Annotated in this window: 24 protein-coding genes and 1 riboswitch; of the genes, 15 read left to right on the plus strand and 9 right to left on the minus strand. The window is 64.0% G+C overall.

Annotated elements, in window-relative coordinates:
• Positions 1-19 precede the first annotated feature (19 nt).
• A riboswitch (TPP riboswitch) is annotated at positions 20-138 on the plus strand.
• The 4 genes from thiO to WBN73_RS05020 all read left to right on the plus strand — a co-directional run bounded on the left by thiO (position 134) and on the right by WBN73_RS05020 (position 2,803).
• Positions 134-1,399 carry a glycine oxidase ThiO gene (gene thiO / locus WBN73_RS05005; RefSeq protein ID WP_337339788.1) on the plus strand — a complete coding sequence of 422 codons (1,266 nt, stop codon included), beginning with the start codon at positions 134-136 and terminating at the stop codon, positions 1,397-1,399. (Overlaps the previous riboswitch by 5 nt.)
• Positions 1,396-1,632 carry a sulfur carrier protein ThiS gene (thiS, locus tag WBN73_RS05010; RefSeq protein WP_207594088.1) on the plus strand — a complete coding sequence of 79 codons (237 nt, stop codon included), beginning with the start codon at positions 1,396-1,398 and terminating at the stop codon, positions 1,630-1,632. The genes thiO and thiS overlap by 4 nt, the downstream gene beginning before the upstream one ends.
• A 4-nt stretch (positions 1,633-1,636) precedes the next feature.
• Positions 1,637-2,434, plus strand: coding sequence for a thiazole synthase (locus tag WBN73_RS05015; protein ID WP_207594087.1), 798 nt, complete (start codon positions 1,637-1,639; stop codon positions 2,432-2,434).
• Positions 2,435-2,467: 33 nt separating this feature from the next.
• Complete coding sequence (locus tag WBN73_RS05020) at positions 2,468-2,803, plus strand: 4a-hydroxytetrahydrobiopterin dehydratase (RefSeq protein ID WP_337339787.1); 336 nt, start codon at positions 2,468-2,470, stop codon at positions 2,801-2,803.
• Positions 2,804-2,885: 82 nt separating this feature from the next.
• Here the strand turns inward: WBN73_RS05020 and WBN73_RS05025 are convergent, their stop codons facing one another.
• The 3 genes from WBN73_RS05025 to WBN73_RS05035 are packed head-to-tail and all read right to left on the minus strand — an operon-like array spanning position 2,886 to position 4,233.
• Positions 2,886-3,188, minus strand: coding sequence for a hypothetical protein (locus tag WBN73_RS05025; RefSeq protein ID WP_207594085.1), 303 nt, complete (start codon positions 3,186-3,188; stop codon positions 2,886-2,888).
• A 35-nt stretch (positions 3,189-3,223) separates the two neighbouring features.
• Entirely contained in the window at positions 3,224-3,448 is a 225-nt protein-coding gene (locus tag WBN73_RS05030) for a DUF3107 domain-containing protein (RefSeq protein ID WP_026539987.1), read from the minus strand.
• 50 nt (positions 3,449-3,498) lie between these two features.
• Positions 3,499-4,233, minus strand: coding sequence for a TetR/AcrR family transcriptional regulator (locus WBN73_RS05035; RefSeq protein ID WP_207594084.1), 735 nt, complete (start codon positions 4,231-4,233; stop codon positions 3,499-3,501).
• A gap of 6 nt (positions 4,234-4,239) precedes the next feature.
• Here WBN73_RS05035 and moeB point away from each other — a divergent pair, with 6 nt between their 5' ends.
• Positions 4,240-5,442, plus strand: a complete 1,203-nt coding sequence (gene moeB, locus WBN73_RS05040; RefSeq protein WP_337339786.1) for a molybdopterin-synthase adenylyltransferase MoeB — start codon at positions 4,240-4,242, stop codon at positions 5,440-5,442.
• Positions 5,443-5,520: 78 nt separating this feature from the next.
• Here the strand turns inward: moeB and WBN73_RS05045 are convergent, their stop codons facing one another.
• Positions 5,521-6,843, minus strand: coding sequence for a glutamyl-tRNA reductase (locus WBN73_RS05045; protein ID WP_337339785.1), 1,323 nt, complete (start codon positions 6,841-6,843; stop codon positions 5,521-5,523).
• A 158-nt stretch (positions 6,844-7,001) separates the two neighbouring features.
• Here WBN73_RS05045 and hemE point away from each other — a divergent pair, with 158 nt between their 5' ends.
• From hemE to hemL, 9 genes are all read left to right on the plus strand, one after another.
• A complete protein-coding gene (hemE, locus tag WBN73_RS05050; protein WP_337339784.1) occupies positions 7,002-8,117 on the plus strand; it encodes a uroporphyrinogen decarboxylase in 1,116 nt (371 codons plus the stop codon).
• Between the two features lie 5 nt (positions 8,118-8,122).
• Positions 8,123-9,592 (plus strand): protoporphyrinogen oxidase, encoded by a 1,470-nt coding sequence (gene hemG, locus WBN73_RS05055; RefSeq protein ID WP_337339783.1) that lies wholly within the window; start codon positions 8,123-8,125, stop codon positions 9,590-9,592.
• Positions 9,593-9,664: 72 nt separating this feature from the next.
• Positions 9,665-10,366, plus strand: a complete 702-nt coding sequence (gene hemQ / locus WBN73_RS05060; protein WP_207594079.1) for a hydrogen peroxide-dependent heme synthase — start codon at positions 9,665-9,667, stop codon at positions 10,364-10,366.
• Positions 10,363-11,586 (plus strand): ferrochelatase, encoded by a 1,224-nt coding sequence (locus tag WBN73_RS05065; RefSeq protein WP_207594078.1) that lies wholly within the window; start codon positions 10,363-10,365, stop codon positions 11,584-11,586. The genes hemQ and WBN73_RS05065 overlap by 4 nt, the downstream gene beginning before the upstream one ends.
• The gene (hemC, locus tag WBN73_RS05070; protein WP_207594077.1) at positions 11,583-12,581 is read left to right on the plus strand and encodes a hydroxymethylbilane synthase; all 999 of its coding nucleotides are present in this window, start codon (positions 11,583-11,585) and stop codon (positions 12,579-12,581) included. The genes WBN73_RS05065 and hemC overlap by 4 nt, the downstream gene beginning before the upstream one ends.
• Positions 12,568-13,446 (plus strand): uroporphyrinogen-III synthase, encoded by an 879-nt coding sequence (locus WBN73_RS05075; RefSeq protein ID WP_337339782.1) that lies wholly within the window; start codon positions 12,568-12,570, stop codon positions 13,444-13,446. Before hemC ends, WBN73_RS05075 begins: the two co-directional genes overlap by 14 nt.
• Positions 13,443-14,423 carry a porphobilinogen synthase gene (hemB, locus tag WBN73_RS05080; RefSeq protein WP_337339781.1) on the plus strand — a complete coding sequence of 327 codons (981 nt, stop codon included), beginning with the start codon at positions 13,443-13,445 and terminating at the stop codon, positions 14,421-14,423. The genes WBN73_RS05075 and hemB overlap by 4 nt, the downstream gene beginning before the upstream one ends.
• A complete protein-coding gene (locus tag WBN73_RS05085) occupies positions 14,423-15,535 on the plus strand; it encodes an LLM class flavin-dependent oxidoreductase (RefSeq protein ID WP_337339780.1) in 1,113 nt (370 codons plus the stop codon). Before hemB ends, WBN73_RS05085 begins: the two co-directional genes overlap by 1 nt.
• 95 nt (positions 15,536-15,630) lie before the next feature.
• Positions 15,631-16,950 carry a glutamate-1-semialdehyde 2,1-aminomutase gene (gene hemL, locus WBN73_RS05090; RefSeq protein WP_207594073.1) on the plus strand — a complete coding sequence of 440 codons (1,320 nt, stop codon included), beginning with the start codon at positions 15,631-15,633 and terminating at the stop codon, positions 16,948-16,950.
• A gap of 98 nt (positions 16,951-17,048) precedes the next feature.
• Here hemL and WBN73_RS05095 read toward each other — a convergent pair whose 3' ends face one another.
• Positions 17,049-17,294, minus strand: coding sequence for a hypothetical protein (locus WBN73_RS05095; RefSeq protein ID WP_242703346.1), 246 nt, complete (start codon positions 17,292-17,294; stop codon positions 17,049-17,051).
• On the opposite strand from WBN73_RS05095, the gene WBN73_RS05100 reads away from it, so the two are divergent.
• Entirely contained in the window at positions 17,266-18,336 is a 1,071-nt protein-coding gene (locus tag WBN73_RS05100) for a glycoside hydrolase family 3 N-terminal domain-containing protein (RefSeq protein WP_242703345.1), read from the plus strand. The two genes, WBN73_RS05095 and WBN73_RS05100, sit on opposite strands and share 29 nt — an antisense overlap.
• 66 nt (positions 18,337-18,402) lie before the next feature.
• On the opposite strand, the gene WBN73_RS05105 is transcribed toward WBN73_RS05100, so the two are convergent.
• The 4 genes from WBN73_RS05105 to WBN73_RS05120 all read right to left on the minus strand — a co-directional run bounded on the left by WBN73_RS05105 (position 18,403) and on the right by WBN73_RS05120 (position 21,899).
• Positions 18,403-19,140 (minus strand): amino acid ABC transporter ATP-binding protein, encoded by a 738-nt coding sequence (locus WBN73_RS05105; RefSeq protein ID WP_337339779.1) that lies wholly within the window; start codon positions 19,138-19,140, stop codon positions 18,403-18,405.
• Positions 19,137-19,901 carry an amino acid ABC transporter permease gene (locus WBN73_RS05110; RefSeq protein WP_089595652.1) on the minus strand — a complete coding sequence of 255 codons (765 nt, stop codon included), beginning with the start codon at positions 19,899-19,901 and terminating at the stop codon, positions 19,137-19,139. The genes WBN73_RS05105 and WBN73_RS05110 overlap by 4 nt, the downstream gene beginning before the upstream one ends.
• A gap of 12 nt (positions 19,902-19,913) precedes the next feature.
• Positions 19,914-20,864 carry an ABC transporter substrate-binding protein gene (locus tag WBN73_RS05115; protein WP_091468676.1) on the minus strand — a complete coding sequence of 317 codons (951 nt, stop codon included), beginning with the start codon at positions 20,862-20,864 and terminating at the stop codon, positions 19,914-19,916.
• Positions 20,865-21,188: 324 nt separating this feature from the next.
• Entirely contained in the window at positions 21,189-21,899 is a 711-nt protein-coding gene (locus WBN73_RS05120) for a 3'-5' exonuclease (RefSeq protein WP_207594069.1), read from the minus strand.
• Positions 21,900-21,958: the final 59 nt, after the last annotated feature.

Below are 21,958 nucleotides of genomic sequence, written 5' to 3' on the forward strand. Positions count from 1 at the left end.
GAGTAGTTCCTCTAAACTGGGCACGTACTGCGGGAGCCGCGACGTTCGTCATATGACTGTCCGGCTGAGAGGGCTTAAGAGCCGACCGCTTGACCTGATCCGGCTAGTACCGGCGTAGGGAAGGAAACGCGCAATGGCAGTTCCCCGCCAAACCCCGCTCCAGGCCGACGTGGCCGTCATTGGCGGCGGCGTCATCGGGCTGGGCATCGCCCGCGAAGCGCGGCGACTTGGCCGCTCCGTGGTGGTGATCGACCCCGCACCGGCTTCGGGGGCTACGTTTGCTGCCGCCGGAATGCTTGCCCCCGTGAGCGAATTTCACTACCAGGAGGAAGATCTCCTGGAGTTGATGCTCGAATCGTCCCGGCTGTGGCCGTCTTTCGCGGCAAGCCTGCCCCGCGGAGGGGAAGACACCGGATACCGCACGACGCCGACACTTGCCGTGGGTGCCGATGCCGCGGACCGCAGGGCACTGGCAGACCTCCGTACGGTACAGCTTGCTGCGGGACTGGGGGTCGAGCCGTTGTCCCTGCGCGACGCCCGGGATCGCGAACCCCTCCTCAGCCCCCAAATTTCCAGTGCCTTCGACGTTCCCGCCGACCACCAGGTCGATCCCCGCAAGCTGGCGGCATGCCTGCTCTCGGGACTGGCACGCCACGCGGCCAGCGACTCCACGTGGGTTTCGGGCGCCGACGATGGGTTTGCCGTGACTTCCACGGCGCGCCGCTTGCTCTGGGACGGAGGGCGGGTCTCAGGAGTGGAACTCGAGTCCGGCGCCGCTGTCCACTCCACCGAAACGGTGGTCGCCAACGGACTGGGTGCGGCAGACCTGGAAGGGCTCCCCGACGGGCTCAGCCTTCCCCTGCGGCCGGTATATGGCGACATCCTCAGGCTTCGGGTGCCTGAACACCTCCGGCCCCTGCTCACCTCCACCGTCCGCGGGATGGTCCGTGGAGTGCCCGTCTACATCGTGCCCCGGGACGACGGCACTGTAGTCATCGGGGCCACCCAGCGCGAGGACGGACTGTCGGCAGCGTCCAACGCGGTCTCAGCCGGGGGCGTCTACCAGTTATTGCGGGACGCCCAGGCCCTGGTCCCCGCAGTGGCGGAACTTGAGCTGCTCGAAGTAACGGCCCGGGCCCGCCCCGGCACTCCGGACAACGCACCGCTGCTTGGACGGGTCGTTGGCCCCCGGGGGGATGTTGATGGTCTGGTGATCGCCACAGGATTCTTCCGGCATGGTGTCCTCCTGACGCCCGCGGCCGCACGGATCGTGGGCGGGCTGATCAACGGCACGTCGGACCCCCGGTGGGCATCATTTTCCCCTGACCGCTTCGCGGCCACTTCATCCACAGCGCGGGCGCTTACGCCGGCACACGCTCCCAGCAAGGAAACAGCATGAACATCAAACTCAACGGATCCGATCACGCCGTGCCGGAGGATGCTTCAGTCAGCACCCTGGTCACGGCCGTCACCGGCCGCGCCCTGGACCACCGCGGACAGGCAGCCGACGGTGGCAAGCTGGGCGTCGCCGTCGCCCGCAATTCCGAGGTGGTGCCACGCAGCCAATGGTCCGCAACGGCGCTCGCCGACGGGGATGAACTCGAACTTGTTACCGCAGTCCAAGGAGGCTGACATCATGACGACAGCAAACACAGAGGTCATTACTGACGCCTTGGTGATCGACGGCGTCCACTTCGGATCCCGCCTGATCATGGGGACGGGAGGTGCCCCGAGCCTGGACGGTCTGGGCGCTGCGCTCCTGGCGTCCGGGACTGAGCTCACCACAGTAGCCATGAGGCGCTACTCACCCGCTGAAACAGGATCCCTCTTCCAACTCCTGGTGGACCACGGAATCCGGGTGCTGCCCAACACCGCCGGTTGCTTTACTGCCAGAGACGCCGTGATGACCGCTGAACTGGCACGCGAGGCACTGGAAACCGACTGGGTGAAGCTGGAAGTCATCGCCGATGAACACACGCTCCTTCCAGACGCAGTGGAACTCGTCGAGGCAACGGAACAGCTGGTGAACCGTGGATTCAAAGTCTTCGCCTATACCAACGATGATCCCGTCCTGGCACTGCGCCTCGAAAACCTGGGTGCCACCGCAGTGATGCCCCTGGGCTCGCCGATCGGAACCGGTCTGGGGATCCTGAACCCGCACAACATTGAACTCATCGTGTCCCGGGCCTCAGTACCCGTGGTGCTCGATGCCGGAATAGGAACCGCCTCCGATGCTGCCCTCGCCATGGAATTGGGCTGCGACGCCGTGCTTCTGGCCACCGCTGTCACCCGGGCGCAGAACCCGGTGCAAATGGGTGAGGCCTTCAAGCACGCCGTGATCGCCGGTAGGCTGGCCAAGCAGGCAGGACGGATTCCGAGGCGTGAGCACGCTTTGGCGTCGTCGGCCATGGAGGGCCGGGCAGAGTTTCTCTAAGTGTCCGCCGGGTCTCCGGGAGAAGGAGCAGCAGTGGCAGGGAACCATGACCATCTGACCCAGGCGGATGTCGACGATGCCCTCCGGGAGCTACGCGACTGGAAGTACCAGGGCGGCCTGGTAACCGTCTATAAAACTCCGACGGCGGCCGAAGCGCTGGCCCTCATTGCAGCGATCGGAGAAATCGCCGAACACCAAAACCACCATCCGGATCTGGAATGGCGCTACAACAGGGTCCACCTGCGGTACCTGTCCCACGACGCAGGCGGAAAAGTCACCCAACGCGACATCACCGCTGCGGCTTCCGTGAGTGAAGCCGCAGCGGCGCTGGGTGCAACCGCCCAGCCGGAGCGGTATCCGGAACCCTGAACCCGAACCATTGTGACAAGGCTTTAAGCGACAGTGACCGTCGCCCGAGGGCGGCGGTCACTGTCGTGTGTTCTTGTTGCTGCTAGAGCTTGAGCGCCTTGGTGAGCGCCGCAGTATCGTGCCGGGTGCGGGTCCGGCCCAGGAAGACCACCACCGCTGCGGCGGCGGCAGTTCCCAGGACGATCGGCAAGACCCAGGGAATCCAGGTTGCCCCGGGCTGGTAGCCCAAGCCGGCACTGATGAACGCAATCCAGCCCAGGGTGCCCACAGCCACCGAAACACCGGCCGGCAAAGCGATGCCGTACTTGCCGTGCCTCTTGTCGTTGGCCCACACGATGAAACCGGTGGCTATGGTGGCCAGAACCACCACGACGAGTGAAAGCATGAAGACTCCTTTGCGGACTGCGTTATGCGGAGGGCCTAGAGGGCACCGAAGCCGACGCGGCGGACTTCCTCTGCGCCGATCTCCACGTATCCCAGGACGCTGCCGGGAACGATGATCTGGCGGCCCTTTTCATCGGTCAGGCGCAATTCCGAGCCCTTGGACACGGCCTCTGCCACGATCTTGGCCACCGCGTCTGCATCCAAAGCGGATTCGAGCACGATTTCACGGCCAACGTTCTGAATGCCGATCTTTACTTCCACAGCAAGGCCTCCAAGCCAATCAAGTATTAAGTCAGTCCTCTATTTGTAGCCTAGGACTCTTTGGGGAATCGACTGATTCCGCGCCAAGCTAAACGATAGATCAGATCACTGGCCACATCGAGGTCAAGGTTTCCGTCCGTTTCAAGCCAGTAGCGTGCGCTGACCTGCGCCATCCCGGCCAGACCACGGCCCAGGAGCTGCGCCTCCAAGGGAGGCAGCTTGGTGTCCTCGGCAATAACATGGGCCACCGCATCAGCGAATGTTTTGTTGAACGTCTCCAAACGGGAACTGACATCGGGATCGTTGATGAGGTCAGATTCGAAGACGAGCCGGTGGGCTTGGTCGTCATCAGCGATGAACCGGTAGTAGGCCCGCATCACGGCCTTCACGCGTTCCTTGTTGTCCGAGGTGGAGTTCAAGGCGCTGAGCATCAGTTCAGTCAGCGCGGCCAGGTGGCTGTCCAAAAGGGCCATGTAGAGCTCACGCTTGGACGGAAAGTGCTGGTACAGCACCGGCTTGCTCACGTGGGCAGCCTCGGCGATCTCGTCCATGGCGGCACCATGGAATCCGTTGGAGACAAAAACTTCCAACGCCGCATTCAGCAACTGCGCCCGGCGCTCGTCGCGCGGCAACCTTGGTGAACGCGTTGAAACAGCCCGTTCCTGCTTGGCCGGTGCCCCATCGTGTGCCCTTGTGCCGTCAGCCACAGTCTGCCGCCTTTCCTTTGCAGTTATGACCACTCTACCGGTGGGTAATATGACCGGGCGGCATCGGCAGGCATACATTGGGGTATGGCCTCAATTGTTGCTGCCCGCCCTGCTGCGCCCGCTGTCCTGCCGCCCCTTGTTGAACCGGCCGCCGAACTCACGCCGGCCGAAGTGGAGCGATACTCCCGGCATCTCATCATTCCCGAAATCGGTGCCCTGGGCCAACGCAGGCTTAAGAATGCCAAAGTGCTGGTCATAGGCGCCGGCGGACTTGGTTCTCCGGCATTGTTGTACTTGGCTGCGGCCGGCGTTGGCACACTCGGAATCGTTGACGACGACGTAGTGGACCTCAGCAACCTGCAGCGCCAGGTCATCCATGGCGTGAAGGACGTGGGCATCCCCAAGATCGAGTCGGCCCGCAACGCCATCAACGAACTTAATCCGCTGGTCAACGTCGTCCTGCACGACATCCGGCTGGACTCATCCAACGCCTTGGAGTTGTTTGCGCAGTACGACCTCATCCTCGATGGCGCGGACAACTTCGCCACGCGTTACCTGGTCAACGACGCCGCCGCCATCCTCGGCAAGCCCTATGTCTGGGGCTCCATCTTCCGCTTCGACGGCCAGGTCAGCGTGTTTTGGGCCGAGCACGGACCCACGTACCGGGACCTCTACCCTGAAGCTCCTCCCGCCGGTTCGGTGCCTTCCTGCGGCGAGGGCGGAGTGTTCGGCATGTTATGCGCAGCGGTTGGTTCGCTCATGGTGACCGAAGCCGTGAAGCTGATCACCGGCGTCGGGCGTTCACTGCTGGGACGGGTAGCGCTCTTTGACGCACTTGGCGGCAGCTGGCGCGAGATCAGGGTATCCAAGGACCCGGAAGCCGAACCCATCACGGAGCTGACGGACTACGAAGCTTTCTGCGGTATGACGCCTTTGGCAGCAACCGACCAGGAACACACTGTGTCCGCGAAGGACCTTGCAGCGATGCTCGCAGAGCGGGAGGCGGGGGAGCGGGACTTCGACTTGGTGGATGTCCGGGAATCGGGGGAGCACAGCATCGTCAGTATTGACGGTTCAGTCCTCATCCCGCAGGGCCGTATTCTCTCGGGTGAAGCGTGGGTGGAGTTGCCCCAGGACAAGGACATCGTTTTCCACTGCAAGGCCGGCACGCGCTCGGCTGCTGTGTTGGAGGCTGCGCGGAAAGCGGGTTACACGCGGGTCAGCCACCTCGACGGCGGTATCCTCGCCTGGGTGCGCGACGTCGAGCCGGCGAAACCCGTTTACTAGGTCGTTTTTCGCCCCCAGCCGTGCCTGGCAGTCCCACATGAGCGGATGCCTGGGGCTCGAGGGCACGGCCCCGTCTGCTCAGGCGCTCTCTGAGCGGAGCTGCTGGTGGTCCACGGGGCATTCGGCGGCCGGGGTTGCAGCCTGGGGCTGTTCCACCTGGATTCCGTAGAGTGCCTCGAGGGCTGCGACGTAGTCATCCTGCTGTCCGTTGGCGGCAAGTTCGCGTGCACGGACTGTGGGGATGTGGAGGAGTTGCTTGACCATGCGGCGGAGTGCGAACTCCACTTCTTCGGCGGCGGCCGTGCAACCGTGACGGGCGCGGACCTTTTCCATCTCGGCGTCCAGGACGTTCATGGTGTGGCGGCGAAGCGCCACGATGGCCGTGTCCACCGAACGCGCTTCGCGTTCGGATTCAAAGGACGCGGCAGCGCCGGTGACGATTGCACTTGCCTGGGACAGCGACTCTGCTTGTTCCTGGGGTGCGGCGAGCCGAACGGACTCAAGCGTCAAGAGCTCAACGCCGTCGAGTTCGCCCACGGCGGGATCGAAATCATGGGTGAGGGCAAGGTCGATGGCGATCAACGGCTTGCCCGACTGTGCACGGACACGGGCGAGGTCTGCGGCCTCCACACGGTTGTCCGATCCGCTGCAGCCGATCATGACGTCAGCGTCGGCAACAGCGGCTGGGAGAGTGTCGGCGTCGAGCGCTGTTCCACCGCGGGTGGCGACGAAACCTTCGGCGCGGCCGGACGACGAGTAGACGGAGATATCAGTACAGCCGCGTTCCCGGAGAAGGGACATCGTGGCGCCTGCGTATGCCCCGGTACCGAAGACCACGACCTTCTTGGTGGACCAGTCATCGTTCTCGGCGAGGTCGGTTGCGAGGTCCAGCGCGACGGAAACTATGGAGAGCCCGCGCGAGCCGAGGGCGGTTTGCGCGCCAACATCCTTGGCGGTCTTGGAAGCCGCCTGGAAAAGCCGGACGAGGCCGGAGCTCGCGGTGCCTTCCTGCTGGGCTGTGATCAGTGCCCGGCGGACCTGGCCGGCGATTTCGCGTTCGCCCACTACGGCGGAGTCCAGGCCGGCGCTCACCGCGAAGAGGTGGCGGGTGACCTCCGGGCCGGTGTGGGTAGCAAAGGAGCGGGAAACCAGTTGCTCGTTGAGTCCGCTCAGTTCACTGATCTGGGAAACGAGGGCGGAGCGGGCTGCTTCGAGGTCCGCCCCGTTGGCCGTTTCGCCGTAAACCTCATAGCGGTTGCACGTCGCCAGGACCACGGCACCGGAAACCACCGGGGAGTCCGTTAGGGCTGCCGAGGCAAGCTCAGAGGAACCGTTGCTCAACTGAGCGACAGTTTCGAGGTCGATGTCGGCGTGTGTAGCCACCAATGAGAAAAGAACCACAGCACCCCAATCATAGCTTTTTCGTAGCCCGGTAGAACAATATGGCACCGTGGCGATCCACACGCAGGGGAGTGATCGCCGCCACAAAGGCCCCGGGGGCGCTCAACGTGACAGCTTGTCGTTATCTTTTGCACCGGATTTTCGGCACAATCGAAGGCATGACTTCTAGCTCGGCAGCATCCAAGAGTACGGCCTCCAACGCCCCGGCGGGAACCCTCGACGCCAACCACCCGCTGAAGGACGGCCGGACCTCGGACTCGCCGTTGATTACCGCCTACCGCGGCGGCACGCCGTCCCGCAGGCCTGTGTGGTTCATGCGTCAAGCAGGCCGTTCCCTGCCCGAGTACCTGAAGGTACGCGAAGGCGTGGCGATGCTGGACTCCTGCCTGCGACCGGAACTTGCGGCGGAAATCACGCTCCAGCCGGTTCGCCGCCATGATGTTGATGCGGCCATTTTCTTCTCCGACATCGTGATTCCGCTGAAGCTGGCCGGTGTGGGCGTGGATATCGTCCCCGGTGTTGGACCGGTCCTGGACAAACCTGTCCGCACGGCCGCTGATGTAGCGGCCCTGCCCACGCTGACGTGGGAGGCGCTGGAACCCATCCGCGAAGCCGTCCGCCTGACTGTTGCTGAACTCGGGAAAACCCCGCTTATCGGGTTCGCCGGCGCCCCCTTCACCTTGGCGGCCTACATGGTTGAAGGCAAGCCGTCCCGGGACCACCTCGGACCCCGGACCATGATGCACGCCGATCCTGAAACCTGGGCGGCACTGGCCAACTGGGCCGCCGACACCTCCGGAATGTTCCTCCAGGCCCAGCTCGAAGCGGGTGCTTCGGCTGCGCAGCTCTTCGACTCGTGGGCAGGCTCACTGGGCCTGGCTGATTACACCAAGTACGTCGCGCCGGCGTCCGCCAGGGCGCTGGGTCATGTCCGTGGCCTGGGTGCTCCGTTGATTCATTTCGGCACGGGGACGTCCGAGCTCCTGGTCGCGATGCGCGATGTCGGAGTGGACGTGGTGGGCGTGGACTACCGACTCCCCTTGGATGAGGCCAACCGCCGCTTGGGTGGCACCGTTCCGCTGCAGGGAAACATCGATCCCGCACTTCTCTCCGCTCCGTGGGAGGTCCTTGAAGCCCATGTCCGTGAGGTCATTGCGGCCGGAGCCCACGCGCCGGGCCATGTGCTGAACCTGGGCCACGGAGTGCCTCCGGAAACGGATCCCACCGTCCTGACCCGCGTCGTGGAACTCATCCACTCCATCCCTTCGGAGTAGTGCCGATGCGCGGGGGACACCCAACGCCAAAGCCACCGGCCGACAGGCCGTCCGCCGTTGTGGTGGGCGGCGGCGTCTCAGGCCTGATTGCTGCCCGTGAACTTGCCATGGGCGGCTTTGCCGTCACCATCCTGGAAGCGGGCGACGCCTGGGGCGGCTGCGTGGGAAGCCATGTCGTTGCCGGGCTGCAGCTTGACAGTGGGGCGGAATCGTTTGCCACCCGGTCGCCGGCTGTTGCCAATCTCGCCGGAGAGCTGGGCCTGGCGGACAAAATCGTTTCCCCGCACCCCGGAGGTGCCTGGGTGCAATTACCCGACGGGCCGCAGGAACTACCCAAAACGGGAATCCTGGGCATCCCCGCCAATCCCTGGGATCCGGAAGTCCGCCGTTCCTTGGGACTCGCCGGAGCCATCCGTGCCTCGTTGGACACCTGGCTTCCGGCGTCCTTTGGTACGTCCTCGGAGGTCACCAGTGTTTCCGCGCTTGTGCGGAGCCGTATGGGTAAAAGGGTCCTTAACCGGCTGGTTTCCCCGGTGGTGGGCGGTGTCCATTCGGCCGACCCCGGTCTTCTGGATGTGGACATGGTTGCGCCAGGCCTGCGGGCGGGCATTCGTCAGCATGGCTCACTGGCCGCCGCTGTGGCGGCCCAGCGCAGGGCCGCCGCTGGCTCCGCATCCGGCCCGGCCAAGGCTGGATCCGCCGTCGCCGGTTTGCAAGGTGGCATGCATTCGCTGGTGACTGCGCTCGTGGCGGACCTGCGCGGACGCGGCGTCGGGCTGATGACCGGAAAGCGCGCCGACGCAGTGGCCAAGACCCCGGACGGCTGGCGGGTCACCGCCGGAGGTTCCACGTACGACGCCGGCCGGTTGGTGGTTGCGCTCGACGGCCCGGCCGCCGTCGGGCTTCTTGAGCAGTCCTTGCCGGAACTGTCCGGCTTGCGTCCGGCACCCGGACCGCTGGTGAGCCTCGTGACCATGGTGGTGGACCTTCCCGAGCTTGACAGCAGGCCCCGCGGGACCGGAATTTTGGTGGCACCACAAACTCCCGGAATCAAGGCGAAGGCGTTGACCCACGCGACAGCCAAATGGGACTGGTTGGCGGGCGAAGCCGGGCCGGGGACGCATGTCCTGCGCCTGTCCTATGGCCGGCGTGAAGAAGCTGCCGGGGGAGCGGACATCATCCTGGATGATGAGGCACTCCTTGCCGCGGCGCTGATGGATGCCTCCGCGTTGTTGACGGTGCCGGTCTCCCGGGCGGACATCGTGGATTGGGATGTGGTGCGGTGGGCCGGAGCCTTGCCGTTCGCCGCCGTCGGTCATAAACAGCGGGTCGGGCACGTGCGCGCTGTGTGTGCCGCGGCCTCCGGTTTGACGGTGGTTGGAGGCTGGTTGGCGGGGAATGGCCTGGCTGCCGTGGTGGCCGACACCCGGACACAGCTCGCCGCAGCCGTAGCCGAGAATGCCTCAAAACTGTGATTTGCATCACTTCTACGTGTTGTAGAACTGATCCGTTTCGACTTAGGGGCTGGCACGGGGCAAACTTGAACCATGAGCCACACTTCTGCCGAATCTGTCACTAAAACTGCTGAAACCGAAGAACAGTTCTACACGCTGTGGACGGTCTTCAAGCGATCGGCCGACGTCCTGCGCAGCGGCGATGCTGCCCAGGAATTCGACGCCCTTGCGGAGAAGCTCGCTGAGGGTGGAGTGATCCTCCGCGGCAGCTACGACGTCTCGGCGATGCGCTCGGATGCGGACATCATGGTGTGGCTCCACGGGCCCAAGCCGGAGGACCTGCAGGCCGCCGTCCGCTCCATCCGCCGCAGCAAGCTTTTCGCCGGCACCGACATCGTTTGGTCTGCCATGGGCGTGCACCGCGAAGCCGAGTTCTCCAAGAGCCACGTGCCGGCATACGCCCGCGGCGTTGAACCGAGCACCTGGCTCTGCGTCTACCCGTTCGTCCGCTCCTACGAGTGGTACCTGCTTCCGACGGACGAACGCGGCAAGATGCTCCGCGACCACGGACTGCTGGGACGCGAATTCCCGCAGGTCATCTCCAATACTGTGTCCTCCTTCGCGCTGGGTGACTGGGAATGGATCCTTGGCCTCGAAGCACCTGAACTGGTGGACCTGGTAGACCTGATGCGCCACCTGCGGGCCACCGAAGCCCGCCACCATGTTCGCGAAGAAATCCCCTTCTACACCGGCCGCCGGGTCACGGCTGCCGAGATTGCCGAGGTTCTCGCATGACCAGCCCCGCTGTCTCCACCGCAACGAACGCCGTCACTGAGCGTGGGCGCCAGGAAGCCAAGCACTATGATGCCGTGCTGCTCGCTTCCTTTGGCGGACCTGAAGGGCAGGATGACGTCATCCCGTTCCTGCGCAACGTCACCCGTGGCCGTGGCATCCCGGATGAGCGACTGGAAGAGGTATCCCACCACTACCGCGCCTTCGGCGGCATCAGCCCCATCAACCAGCAGAACCGTGAGCTGAAGGCCGCCATTGAGGCCGAGCTGGCCCGCCGCGACATCGAACTGCCGGTCCTTTGGGGTAACCGCAACTGGGATCCTTACATCGCTCCTGTACTCCAGGACGCTTACGACGCCGGACATCGCCGGCTCCTGATGCTCACCACCAGCATCTACTCCTGTTACTCCAGCTGCCGCCAGTACCGCGAAGACATCGGCGTTGCACTGACGGAAACAGGATTGGACGGCAAGCTCCAGGTGGACAAGATCCGCCAGTACTTCGACCACCCCGGCGTCGTCCAGCCCTTCCTGGAGGGTACGTCTGCGGGCTTGGAAGAGATCCGTGGCAAGCTTGCCGCTGCCGGTGAGTCAGATCCCGATTCAAAGATCCGCGTATTGTTCGCTACGCACTCCATCCCTACGCGGGATGCCGAAGCCGCTGGCAGGTCGGAGGACGAGCCCCGCGAATTCGCCGAAGGTTCGGCTTATGCTGCGCAGCACCTGGCCAATGCCAAGGCCATCATGGATGTCGTGGCCCCCCACGTCGCCTGGGACTTGGTGTACCAGTCCCGGTCCGGCGCCCCGCACATCCCGTGGCTTGAGCCGGACATCAACGACCACCTTGAGGAAATCGCCCCCGATGGCGTCCGCGGCGTTGTCATTGTTCCCCTCGGTTTCGTCAGCGATCACATGGAAGTTGCCTGGGACCTCGACACCGAAGCCCTGGAAACCTGCAAGAACCTGGGCATTGAAGCAACCCGTGTTCCCACCCCGGGTACGCACGCGGCGTTCGTGTCCGGCCTGGTGGACCTGATCTGCGAACGCACGGTGGAGAACAACATCGCCGAGCGCCCCCACGTCACGGACCTCGGACCGTGGTACGACGTTTGCCGCCCCAACTGCTGCGAGAACTTCCGTGGAGCGAAGCCTGCTATTTCAGAAGTTGGCACCACGGTGGGCATCGGCCACGACGCCTACCCGGCTGCGGAGGCTGCCAAGTGACCGTTCGCATCGGCACCAGGGCCAGCAAGCTGGCACTGACGCAGACGCAGCAGACGGCGGACAAGTTGTCCGCGGTTGGCGGCTTCCCGGTAGAGCTGGTTCACATCAAGACCGAGGGCGACGTCAAAACCGGTTCCCTTTCCCAGATGGGCGGAACAGGTGTGTTCGTCGCCGCCTTGCGTGACGCGCTGCTGGCTGACACGTGCGATGTCGCGGTGCACTCCCTCAAGGACCTGCCCACCGGCGCAGCCCTTGGCCTGAGCATCGCTGCAACACCCAAGCGGGTGGATGTCCGTGATGTTCTCTGCGCACGGGACGGGATGACGCTCTCTGAGCTGCCGGGCGGTGCCAAAGTAGGTACAGGCTCACCACGCCGCGCTGCCCAACTCCGGGCAGCCCGGCCCGATATCGAGGTCTTGGACATCCGCGGCAACGTCGATACCCGCCTCGGCCGGGTTCCCGGCCTCCCGGGCAACATCACGGATGAGGTTGTGCCGGGTAAGTCCTGCGACCTCGACGCAGTGGTGTTGGCCGCCGCTGGATTGGAACGAATGGACCGGCTGGACACCGTCAGTGAGTTCTTCGAAACCAACGTCATGTTGCCCGCACCCGGGCAAGGTGCGTTGGCCATCGAATGCCGAACTGGGGATGCTCCGCGCCAGCCAGGGTCCACCGCGGGTTCAAACGGCGTGCTGGCCCAGGCCTTGGCTGCATTAAACGACGACGACACCCGGCTGGCGGTGACAGCCGAGCGGGCCGTGTTGGCCAGGCTCGAAGCGGGCTGCGCTGCTCCGGTGGGTGCCTACGCCTTCCGCAAGGGCAGCATGCTGCACCTGGAGGCAGTGGTCTGCGCTGTGGATGGCACCAAGACCGTTCGTGAGAAAAAAGCCACCGATGGCCTCACGGAAGTCGGCGCCACATTGCTCGGCATCGAGGTGGCTGAGTTGTTGCTCGCTGCCGGTGCCGCGGAGATCGCGGACCTTGCCGCGTCCTGAACCGCATGATCCACGAGGGCTAACCGGTCGGCGCATCCTGATCACCAGGAGCGCCGACCGTGCCAAGCCGCTGGCGTCGTTGCTGACCAGCCTCGGCGCCGCACCCTTGGTGCTGCCCCTGATCGATTTTGAACGGGCAAAAGACCAGGCACCCCTGGACGATTCCCTCGACCGCCTGGCTGCCGGTGAATTCGATTGGTTGGTGATCAGCAGCATCACCAGCGCCCGAGTCCTACTTGAGAAGGCTGCAGAGCGGGGCACAACCCCGGCAGCCCTGGTTCCGGCAGCCACCCGGGTGGCGACCATCGGGCCGTCCTCGTTGCGGGTCCTGGAATCCATTGGCCTCTCTGTCCACCTGGCGCCGACGGAGCGTCAGTCTGCTGACGGCCTGGTGGAACTGTGGGAGCCCGCGCCGGCCCGGGTGCTCCTGCCCCAAGCAGATATCGCGGCACCCGGCCTTCGGGAAGGCCTGGCGTCAAAAGGTGCTGACGTGACCTCCGTGGTTGCCTACCACACCGTGGACTACCCGGCCGGGACGGGACGTCGCCTGACGGCGGAACTGCCGCCCGCCGTCGAGGTTTCCGAGGACAGCGTGCTGCCAATGCTCAGCCCGGAAGAAGCACGGGCCAGCCTCAAGGCAGGCACTGTGGACGCCGTGGTGGCTGCTTCGCCCAGCGCCGCACGCCGCATCGCCCAAACCTTGCCGCCGCTGGGCAGGTGCCACTTGATTGCCATCGGGCGTCCGACGGCGGGTGAGGCCTCGCGTCTTGGCCTCACCGTGGCCGCCACAGCCAAAGAACCAACCCCGGACGGCATCGTGGCCGCCTTGGAATCTGTTTTCGCCAACGAAGGGAACCCGCAATGAGCTTTCCAAACCATCGTCCCCGCCGTCTGCGCACCACTCCCGCCATGCGCAGGCTCACCGCAGAGAACCGGCTGGCACCGGCAGACCTGATCCTCCCGGCGTTCATCCGGGAGGGCCTCACCGAACCGAGCCCCATCAGCTCCATGCCGGGCGTGGTCCAGCACACCACTGATTCCCTGAAGCGCGCTGCATCCGAAGCTGTGGAGCTTGGAGTGGGCGGCATCATGCTGTTTGGCGTCCCCTCCGTGCGCGATGCGCAGGGCACGGCCTCACTCGACCCGGAAGGCGTCCTGAACAAGGCCATCCGCGACGTCAAGGCTGAGGTGGGGGATGACTTGGTCATCATGGGCGACGTTTGCCTGGACGAGTTCACGGACCATGGCCACTGCGGGGTCCTCGATGCCGATGGCTATGTGGACAACGACGCCACCCTGGAGATCTACGGACATATGGCTGTAGCCCAGGCCGATGCGGGGGCCCATGTACTGGGACCCTCAGGCATGATGGATGGCCAGATCGCTGTCATCCGTCAGGCGTTGGAGGAATCCGGCCACAAGAACACCGCGGTCCTTGCCTACGCAGCCAAGTATGCGTCGGCGTTCTACGGCCCGTTCCGTGAAGCAGTCGATTCCCAGCTCAAGGGCGATCGTCGGACCTACCAGATGGACGCAGCAAACCGCCGGGAAGCCATCCTGGAGGTGGAACTGGACCTTGAAGAGGGTGCCGACATGGTGATGGTAAAGCCGGCCATGAGCTACCTGGATATCCTGGCCGACGTCGCAGCCATGAGCCCGGTACCTGTCTCGGCCTACCAAATCTCCGGCGAGTACGCCATGATCGAAGCTGCTGCGGCCAACGGCTGGATCGACAGGCGCGGTGCCATCACCGAATCCGTCCTGGGAATCAAGCGTGCCGGAGCCGATACCGTGCTGACCTATTGGGCCTCCGAACTGGCAGGCTGGCTGAAGGAGTCCTGATGACATCCGTTCCCTCCGACCCCGGCGCCTCCCCGGATCGCGGCGGGCCGTCCGACCCCGCCGCGCCGGTAGCTGCCAACCACATCCTCCTGGGGCTGAACACTTTTGGCGATGCCGGCGTCGACGCCGACGGGAACCCCAAAGAACACGCCCGCGTCCTCCGCGAGTTGCTCGAAGAAGCGAAGTTGGCCGACGCCGTCGGGATCCATGCCTTCGGGGTAGGGGAACACCATCGCCGGGACTTCGCAGTCTCCGCACCCGAGGTCTTCCTTGCAGCCGCCGCCGCAGTGACATCCCGGATTCGCCTCGGCTCGGCTGTTACGGTGCTGAGCTCGGATGATCCCATTCGAGTTTTCCAGCGCTTCTCCACTGTGGATGCGCTGTCCAACGGCAGGGCTGAAGTGATGCTGGGCCGGGGCTCGTTCATTGAATCCTTCCCGCTCTTCGGCCTCGACCTGGCTGACTACGAGGTCCTTTTCGAGGAGAAGCTGGAGCTCTTCGACAAGGTTCGTGCCCAGAAGCCGGTCCACTGGGAGGGCCGTACCCGGCCCAATGTCAATGGACTCCAGGTGTTCCCGCAATTGCAGCACCATTTGCTGCCGGCCTGGATTGGCGTAGGCGGAACACCGGAGTCCGTGCTGCGCTGTGCCGAATACGGCTACCCGATCATTTTCGCCATCATCGGGGGAGAACCCCGCCGCTTTGCCCCGCTGGTGAACCTCTACCGCGATGCGATGGCGAAGTACGGACACCCGATGCGCCAGATCGCAACGCACTCGCCGGGCTTCATTGCCGATACGGATGAGGACGCCCGGGAGGAGCTCTTCCCGCATTGGCTGGACCAGCGCAACAGGATCGGCGCTGAGCGCGGCTGGGGTCCTGGAAACCGCGGTGAATTCGAGGCCATGTGCGGCCCCGAAGGCGCCCTCTACGTGGGTTCGCCGGAAACCGTTGCGCAGAAGATCGTCCTCCTCAAACGCACCCTGGGTGTGGACCGCTTCGACCTGAAGTACAGCAACGGGACCCTGCCCCACCAATCCATGATGCGTTGCATTGAGCTCTATGGCACCGAGGTGGCCCCGCGGGTTGCCCGGCTGCTTGCTTCCGAATAGGCGCACACGACGCAGACCGGCTGCTCCTGAATCGCAGACCGGCTGCTCCTGAATCACTGACCGGCTGCTCCTGAATCACTGAAAGAATAGGAACCATGACTTCCAACACCCCTGTGTCCGATCAGCTCTTCGACCGCGCCCGGTCCCTCATGCCTGGTGGCGTGAATTCCCCGGTCCGTGCCTTTGGATCCGTCGGTGGCAACCCGAAGTTCATGGTTTCGGCCAAGGGCGCCTACCTCACGGACGCCGACGGCAAGGAGTACGTGGACCTTGTCTGCTCCTGGGGCCCTGCGCTGCTGGGCCATGCCCACCCTGCCGTACTCGACGCCGTGCACGCCGCCGTGGACCGCGGCCTGTCCTTCGGTGCTTCCACTCCGGATGAGGCCAACCTGGCCGAGATCGTCAAGGACCGCGTATCCGCCGTTGAGCGCCTGCGCATGGTGTCCACCGGCACCGAGGCGACCATGACCGCCGTACGCCTCGCCCGTGGCTTCACCGGCCGCAACCTGGTCATCAAGTTCGCTGGCTGCTACCACGGCCACTTGGACGGTTTGCTGGCCGCCGCAGGTTCCGGTGTTGCCACCCTGGCCCTTCCAGGCTCGGCCGGCGTCACCGAGGCAACAGCAGCTGAAACCTTGGTCCTGCCTTACAACGATCTCGCCGCAGTTGAGGCTGCCTTCGCCACGCACGGTAACAACATTGCCGCAGTGATCACGGAAGCGGCTCCCGCCAACATGGGCGTTGTCACACCGGGAGAGGGGTTCAACGCAGGGCTGTCCCGCATCACCAAGGAGCACGGGGCCCTCCTGATCGTGGATGAAGTCCTGACCGGGTTCCGCACTGGCTACTCCGGCTACTGGGGCCTGACAGGCCGCCAGGAAGGGTGGGCGCCTGACCTGCTCACCTTCGGCAAAGTCATCGGCGGCGGAATGCCGACGGCGGCACTCGGCGGCCGTGCCGACGTCATGGACTACCTTGCTCCCGTTGGCCCGGTCTACCAGGCCGGCACGCTGTCCGGAAACCCCGTGGCCATGGCGGCCGGCGTAGCCACGCTGACCCATGCAACACCGGAGGTCTACGCCTACGTTGATGCCCGCTCGCTGGAACTCTCCGCGGCACTTTCGTCAGCTCTGGATGCTGCAGGCGTTGACCACTCCATCCAGCGGGCAGGGAACCTGTTCTCGGTCGCCTTTGGTACCTCGGCCCACGGCGTGCACAATTACGACGACGCGCAGGCTCAGGAGAGCTTCCGCTACGCACCGTTCTTCCACTCCATGCTGGACTCCGGCGTTTACCTGCCGCCGTCCGTCTTCGAGGCATGGTTCCTGTCTGCTGCCCATGACGACGCAGCAATGAACCGTATTTTCGAGGCGCTTCCCGCAGCTGCACAGGCTGCTGCCGGCGCCACGGCCTGACCCTGCTGATGCCCCGGGCTGGTGCGGAAGGCACTTGCCCGGGGCATTGCTGTGTCCGCAAGGGGTAGGCTCGTAGGTGGAAACCCACCCCCAACGAACTAACGGTTTACCATGCGCAAGACCCAGACAATTGCATCCTTCGGTGTAAGCATCGCGACGGCTGGAGCTTTGGTCGCCATGGCGTCCGGCTGCTCAAGCGGCAGCGGAGGCACCGTCCCACCCGCAACGGAAGCGACGCCGTCGGCTTCTGCCTCTTCACCGCCGGGCACTCCGCAGCCAGCCACCACATCAGCGGCGCCAACAAAGCCATCCACGGTGCCTCCGCCCTCCGCTGCGCCTGCCACCAGCGCTCCTACGGCCGCGGAGCAACAGTTGGCGGCGCTCAGTCTTGAACAAAGGGTAGGCCAACTGTTCATGGTGGCGGCCAAGGCCACCGGCGCCGAGCCAGGAACCATGCAGGCGTTGAAGGAATACCACGCGGGCAACGTCTACTTGAGCGGGCGCAGCAAGGCAGGCAGTGCTGCCACCGCTGCCGTCGTGTCGTCGTTGACGGGAACGGTTTCCACCGCCACCACCGGCGGTTTGCCCCTCTTCGTAGCGACCGACCAGGAGGGCGGGTATGTCCAGGTTCTTTCGGGTCCGGGGTTCTCAACAATTCCCACAGCGTTGGTGCAGGCAGGGGCAGGGGAGTCAAAGCTCCGCGCCGATGCTGCAACCTGGGGCAAGGAGCTGCGAAGCGCCGGCGTCAACGTCAATCTTGCGCCCGTGCTGGACACAGTCACCAGCCCGGAGTTTGCGCCGTCCAATGCTCCGATTGGCCACTTCCAACGTGAGTACGGCTATGCACCGGGCACAGTGTCGACCCTGGGCAATGCCTTTGCCGATGGCATGAAGGACGCGGGCGTCGCCCCTGTAGTGAAGCACTTCCCCGGCCTGGGCAGGGTAGTCCCCAACACGGATGTCACCAGCGATGTCAGGGATACCTCCACCACCCGGAACGATCCCGCCCTGGAACCGTTCCACGCTGCCATCGCATCAGGCACGCAGTGGGTCATGGTATCGAATGCCTACTACGACAAGATTGACCCCTCGAACATCGCACCCTTCTCGCCTACGGTGATGGAGACGATGCTGCGTTCAGACGCCGGCTTCACGGGGATTGTCCTATCCGACGACCTCTGCAGTGCCGCGCAATTGGGCGCCTGGTCCGATGCGGACCGCGCCCTGAACTTCTTCGCGGCCGGTGGAACCATGCTGGTGTGTGCAGATCCTGCGAGCATTCCTGCCATGCACCAGGCCGTGGTGAAGAAAGCCACAGCAGATGCCTCCTTCCGCGCCAAGGTGGATGCTGCCGCCCTGACAGTGCTGCGGGTCAAAGCAGGGTAATGATCACAGCAAAGAACCCCGCCTTCGAAACGAAGGCGGGGTTCTCAAGACTTGTGGTTGTCTTGGCTAAAGGACGTCCGAAAGGAAGCCCTGCAGGCGTTCCGTTTGCGGATTGGTGAAAAGCTGCTCCGGGGGGCCGGACTCCACCACTACACCAGCGTCCATAAAGGTCACTACGTCGGAGACGTTGCGGGAGAAGCCCATCTCGTGGGTCACCACCACCATGGTCATGCCGCCTTGGGCCAGATCCGTCATCAGGGCAAGGACGCCCTTGACGAGCTCCGGGTCCAGTGCGGAGGTGGCTTCATCGAAGAACATGACCTCGGGCTTCATGGCCAGCGCGCGGGCAATCGCTACACGTTGCTGCTGTCCACCTGAGAGGTTGGCTGGCCGCGCGTCTGCCTTGTGCTTCAAGCCCACCAGGTCCAACTGGGCCAGTGCTTCATCGCGGGCCTGTTCCTTGGACATGCCACGGAGCTTGCGCAGGGCCAGCGAAATGTTCTCCGCCACCGTCTTGTGGGGGAAAAGGTTGAACTGCTGGAAGACCATGCCAATGCGGCGCCGCAATTCGTCCGGGTTGTCCTTGAGGACAGAGCGTCCATCCAGCAGGATGTCCCCCTGGTCCGGCTCGATGAGCCGGTTCATTACGCGCAGGAGCGTTGACTTGCCCGAGCCCGAGGGGCCGATCACGGAGGCCGTTGTGCCCTTCTCGACGTGCAGGTCAATGCCCCGCAACACGTGGTTGTTGCCGAAGGACAAATGGATGTTCTTCGCCGTTAACGTTCCTGAAGCGAATTCACTCATGCCTGGGCTCCCTTTCCTACCACTGCTGCTGCCTCGTCCGGTTCCTTCTTCTCCGGCCGGCCGGAGCGCATGCGGGCATCAATCCAGTTCACAAAGTGCGTGAGCGGGATGGTCAGCGCGAGGTAGAAGATGGCTGCAGCGACATACGGGGAAAGGTTGCCGCTGTTGGCGGCGGCATCCTTGCCGATCTGGAAGATCTCACGCTCTGTGGCAAGAAGACCCAGCATGAACACCAACGAGGATTCCTTGATCAACGCGATGAACTGGTTGACCAAGGCAGGAAGGACCCTGCGGATTCCCTGGGGCACCACTACGAGGCGCATGGATGAGCCGTAACTGAACCCGAGGGCGCGGGTCGCTTCGAGTTGTCCCTTGTCCACGCTCTGGATGCCGGAACGGAAGATCTCGCCGATGTACGCGCCGGACATCAAGGACAACGCCGCGATGGCCATGGGGTACGGGCTGGTGGAGCCCGTCAGTTCACGAATGATGGGGCCGAAACCGAACCCGATCACCAGAATGGTCAGCACCGGAGGAAGCCCGCGGAGAATATCCGTGTAAATGCGGGCTACCCACCGTGCTGCTGCGTTCCGGGAAATCCCCATCAGGGCGAGCAGCATCCCCAGCGCGGTCCCGATGATGCCCGAGACGACGGCCAGGACAATGGTATTGGGCAGGCCGACGGCGAACATCTTAGGGAGGACTTCGCCCATTGCCTCCCAGTCAAAGAAGGTCTCGGCCAGTTGATTGAGGATATCCATGGAACGCCCTGGTTACTTGGCGGGGAGCTGGACGGCCTTGCTGCCCGGCTTCCAGCCTTGGGGGGTCTGCTCGGCAGCAGTCGGACGGTCCTTGTACCACTCGGCCGTGAGCTTGGCCCACGTGCCGTCAGCAATGACAGCATCCAGGCCCGAGTTCAAGGCGTCGATCAGTGGCTGGTTGTCCTTGTTCACGGCGTAGGCCGTGAAGTTCTGGGTGTTGACAACCTTCTCGGCGATCTTGGTATTGTCGCCTTCCTTGACCTGGCCCTCTGCCTGCTGGGAAGGAGCAACCCAAGCATCGATCTGGCCGTTCTTCACGTTGCCGTAGACCGTGTTGTAGTCAGGGAAACGGACCGGCTCGATCTTGAGCGTGTTCGTCATGTAGTCATCCTGGACGGTGCCCTGGACAACGCCGATGCGGAGTCCTTCCTTGACGTCGGCGAAGCCGGTGACCTTGGAGTCGCTCTTGGTGACGATGGCCATGTAGCCGAAGTCGTAGCCGTTGGTGAAACCGACCGTCTTGCGGCGGGCGTCCGTGGTGGAGATCGAGGAGGATCCGACGTCGAACTGCTTGTTGCCTACCTGGGACAGGAGTGCTGAGAAGTCAGTGGAGGCGAACTCAACCTTGAGGCCCAGCTTGTCGCCAATGGCGCGCAAGAGCTCATTGTCGTAGCCGGTGAACTTGCCCGAAGGGTCAATGAAGATGTTCGGCGGGGCGTCGGAGAGGGTGCCCACCCGCAGGGTGCCGTCGGTGATGAGGCCCAGCTTGGACTTGTCGATCTTGTCCAGCGGCGTCACCTCAGCCGTCGTGAACGTGTCGAGCGATTTCTGGTCGCTGCCGGCCAGTGCATCGGTGGGCGAACCGCTGGGCTCGGAAGTTCCACCGCCGCATGCTGCCAGGGAAATCACCAGGGCTGCGGCCACGGGGGCAACAGACAGCCACTTAGGGGCTTTGAATTTCATAAAGAAATCACTTTCATCGGGTCACGGAGACGATTCACGGTGGGCGGGGAATGTGGCAACCGAAAGAAGGTTTGCTGCCTTAGCAGACTTCAACCCGCCAAACTTAATTATGTCACCAGCCCACCGGAGCATGGTGAATCGAAGAAATGGTGGCTCACACTCGATTACGCCGAATATTGTTCCCGCCCAGGCAGCATCGACCGCCGTACTATTCAGACGCTGCTCTGGCTCGTGGAATCCGCGCGCAACTGAGGCTAGAACGCGGGTTCCCGAGAATCATGTGACATGCGTCGCAGGGCGAAGCCTCGAAGGGATCTCCCCGGCTTAGAAACCGCCGCGGCTGGCGTCCTCGGGCGGCAGAACCGGCCACTCGCCCTCAATGACCGCAGTGGGTTTGCTGCGCCGCAAATACTGCTGGAAATCGGCGGCCTGCGATGCCGCCCAGTCTACTTGCAGTTGGTGGAGGGTGGTTGCCGGCATGTGCAGCTTGGGGAACTTGCCGGCCATCGCGTCCAGGACACGGAGAGTGGCAAGTGCATCCGCGGCAGAGGTGTGCGCGTTGGTCAGGTCCACGCCGTATTCCTCGCACAGGGCAGTAAGGGTGCGCTTGCCCTTGCGGTAGCGGTCCACTTGCTTGTTCATCACGTAGGGGTCCAGCACCGGGAACCGGCTCAGTTGCGGTACGCCATAACGCGCGGACTCGGCCGCCAGTACCGTGAAGTCGTAACTGGCGTTGAAAGCGATGACGGGAGTGCCGGCGTCGAAAAGTTCCTGGAGAACCGCAGCAACCTCACGCGTAACCTCCGCTGCGGGGCGGCCTTCCGCGCGGGCCCTCTCGGTGGTCACGCCATGCACTTCACTGGCCTCGAGGGGAATCTCAACGCCCGGATCCGCCAGCCATTCGTGTTCGGCAATGAGCTCTCCGTGGGCATCCACAACGGTGATCGAAGCCGTGACTATCCGTGCCGACCGCGAGTTCTTCCCGGTGGTCTCGAGGTCGAATGCGGCACGGGAGAGGGTGTTCCAGGAGCTCATGATTTCAAGTTACCGGCTGGGTCCGACAGTCTTTGGGCGCGACACTCCTGCCGTTACCC

Origin of the sequence: Paenarthrobacter sp. CCNWLY172, assembly GCF_037402035.1 — a bacterium.
Lineage (GTDB): Bacteria > Actinomycetota > Actinomycetes > Actinomycetales > Micrococcaceae > Arthrobacter.

Excerpts from the sequence above, each read along its gene's own strand:
- hemB (WP_337339781.1), top strand. The coding sequence starts at position 13,443 with ATGAGCTTTCCAAACCATCGTCCCCGCCGTCTGCGCACCACTCCCGCC.
- WBN73_RS05065 (WP_207594078.1), top strand. The coding sequence starts at position 10,363 with ATGACCAGCCCCGCTGTCTCCACCGCAACGAACGCCGTCACTGAGCGT.
- hemL (WP_207594073.1), top strand. The coding sequence starts at position 15,631 with ATGACTTCCAACACCCCTGTGTCCGATCAGCTCTTCGACCGCGCCCGG.
- hemQ (WP_207594079.1), top strand. The coding sequence starts at position 9,665 with ATGAGCCACACTTCTGCCGAATCTGTCACTAAAACTGCTGAAACCGAA.
- WBN73_RS05115 (WP_091468676.1), bottom strand. The coding sequence starts at position 20,864 with ATGAAATTCAAAGCCCCTAAGTGGCTGTCTGTTGCCCCCGTGGCCGCA.
- WBN73_RS05120 (WP_207594069.1), bottom strand. The coding sequence starts at position 21,899 with ATGAGCTCCTGGAACACCCTCTCCCGTGCCGCATTCGACCTCGAGACC.
- moeB (WP_337339786.1), top strand. The coding sequence starts at position 4,240 with ATGGCCTCAATTGTTGCTGCCCGCCCTGCTGCGCCCGCTGTCCTGCCG.
- WBN73_RS05015 (WP_207594087.1), top strand. The coding sequence starts at position 1,637 with ATGACGACAGCAAACACAGAGGTCATTACTGACGCCTTGGTGATCGAC.
- thiS (WP_207594088.1), top strand. The coding sequence starts at position 1,396 with ATGAACATCAAACTCAACGGATCCGATCACGCCGTGCCGGAGGATGCT.
- hemE (WP_337339784.1), top strand. The coding sequence starts at position 7,002 with ATGACTTCTAGCTCGGCAGCATCCAAGAGTACGGCCTCCAACGCCCCG.
- thiO (WP_337339788.1), top strand. The coding sequence starts at position 134 with ATGGCAGTTCCCCGCCAAACCCCGCTCCAGGCCGACGTGGCCGTCATT.
- hemG (WP_337339783.1), top strand. The coding sequence starts at position 8,123 with ATGCGCGGGGGACACCCAACGCCAAAGCCACCGGCCGACAGGCCGTCC.
- WBN73_RS05110 (WP_089595652.1), bottom strand. The coding sequence starts at position 19,901 with ATGGATATCCTCAATCAACTGGCCGAGACCTTCTTTGACTGGGAGGCA.
- WBN73_RS05105 (WP_337339779.1), bottom strand. The coding sequence starts at position 19,140 with ATGAGTGAATTCGCTTCAGGAACGTTAACGGCGAAGAACATCCATTTG.
- WBN73_RS05025 (WP_207594085.1), bottom strand. The coding sequence starts at position 3,188 with ATGCTTTCACTCGTCGTGGTGGTTCTGGCCACCATAGCCACCGGTTTC.
- WBN73_RS05085 (WP_337339780.1), top strand. The coding sequence starts at position 14,423 with ATGACATCCGTTCCCTCCGACCCCGGCGCCTCCCCGGATCGCGGCGGG.
- WBN73_RS05035 (WP_207594084.1), bottom strand. The coding sequence starts at position 4,233 with ATGTATGCCTGCCGATGCCGCCCGGTCATATTACCCACCGGTAGAGTG.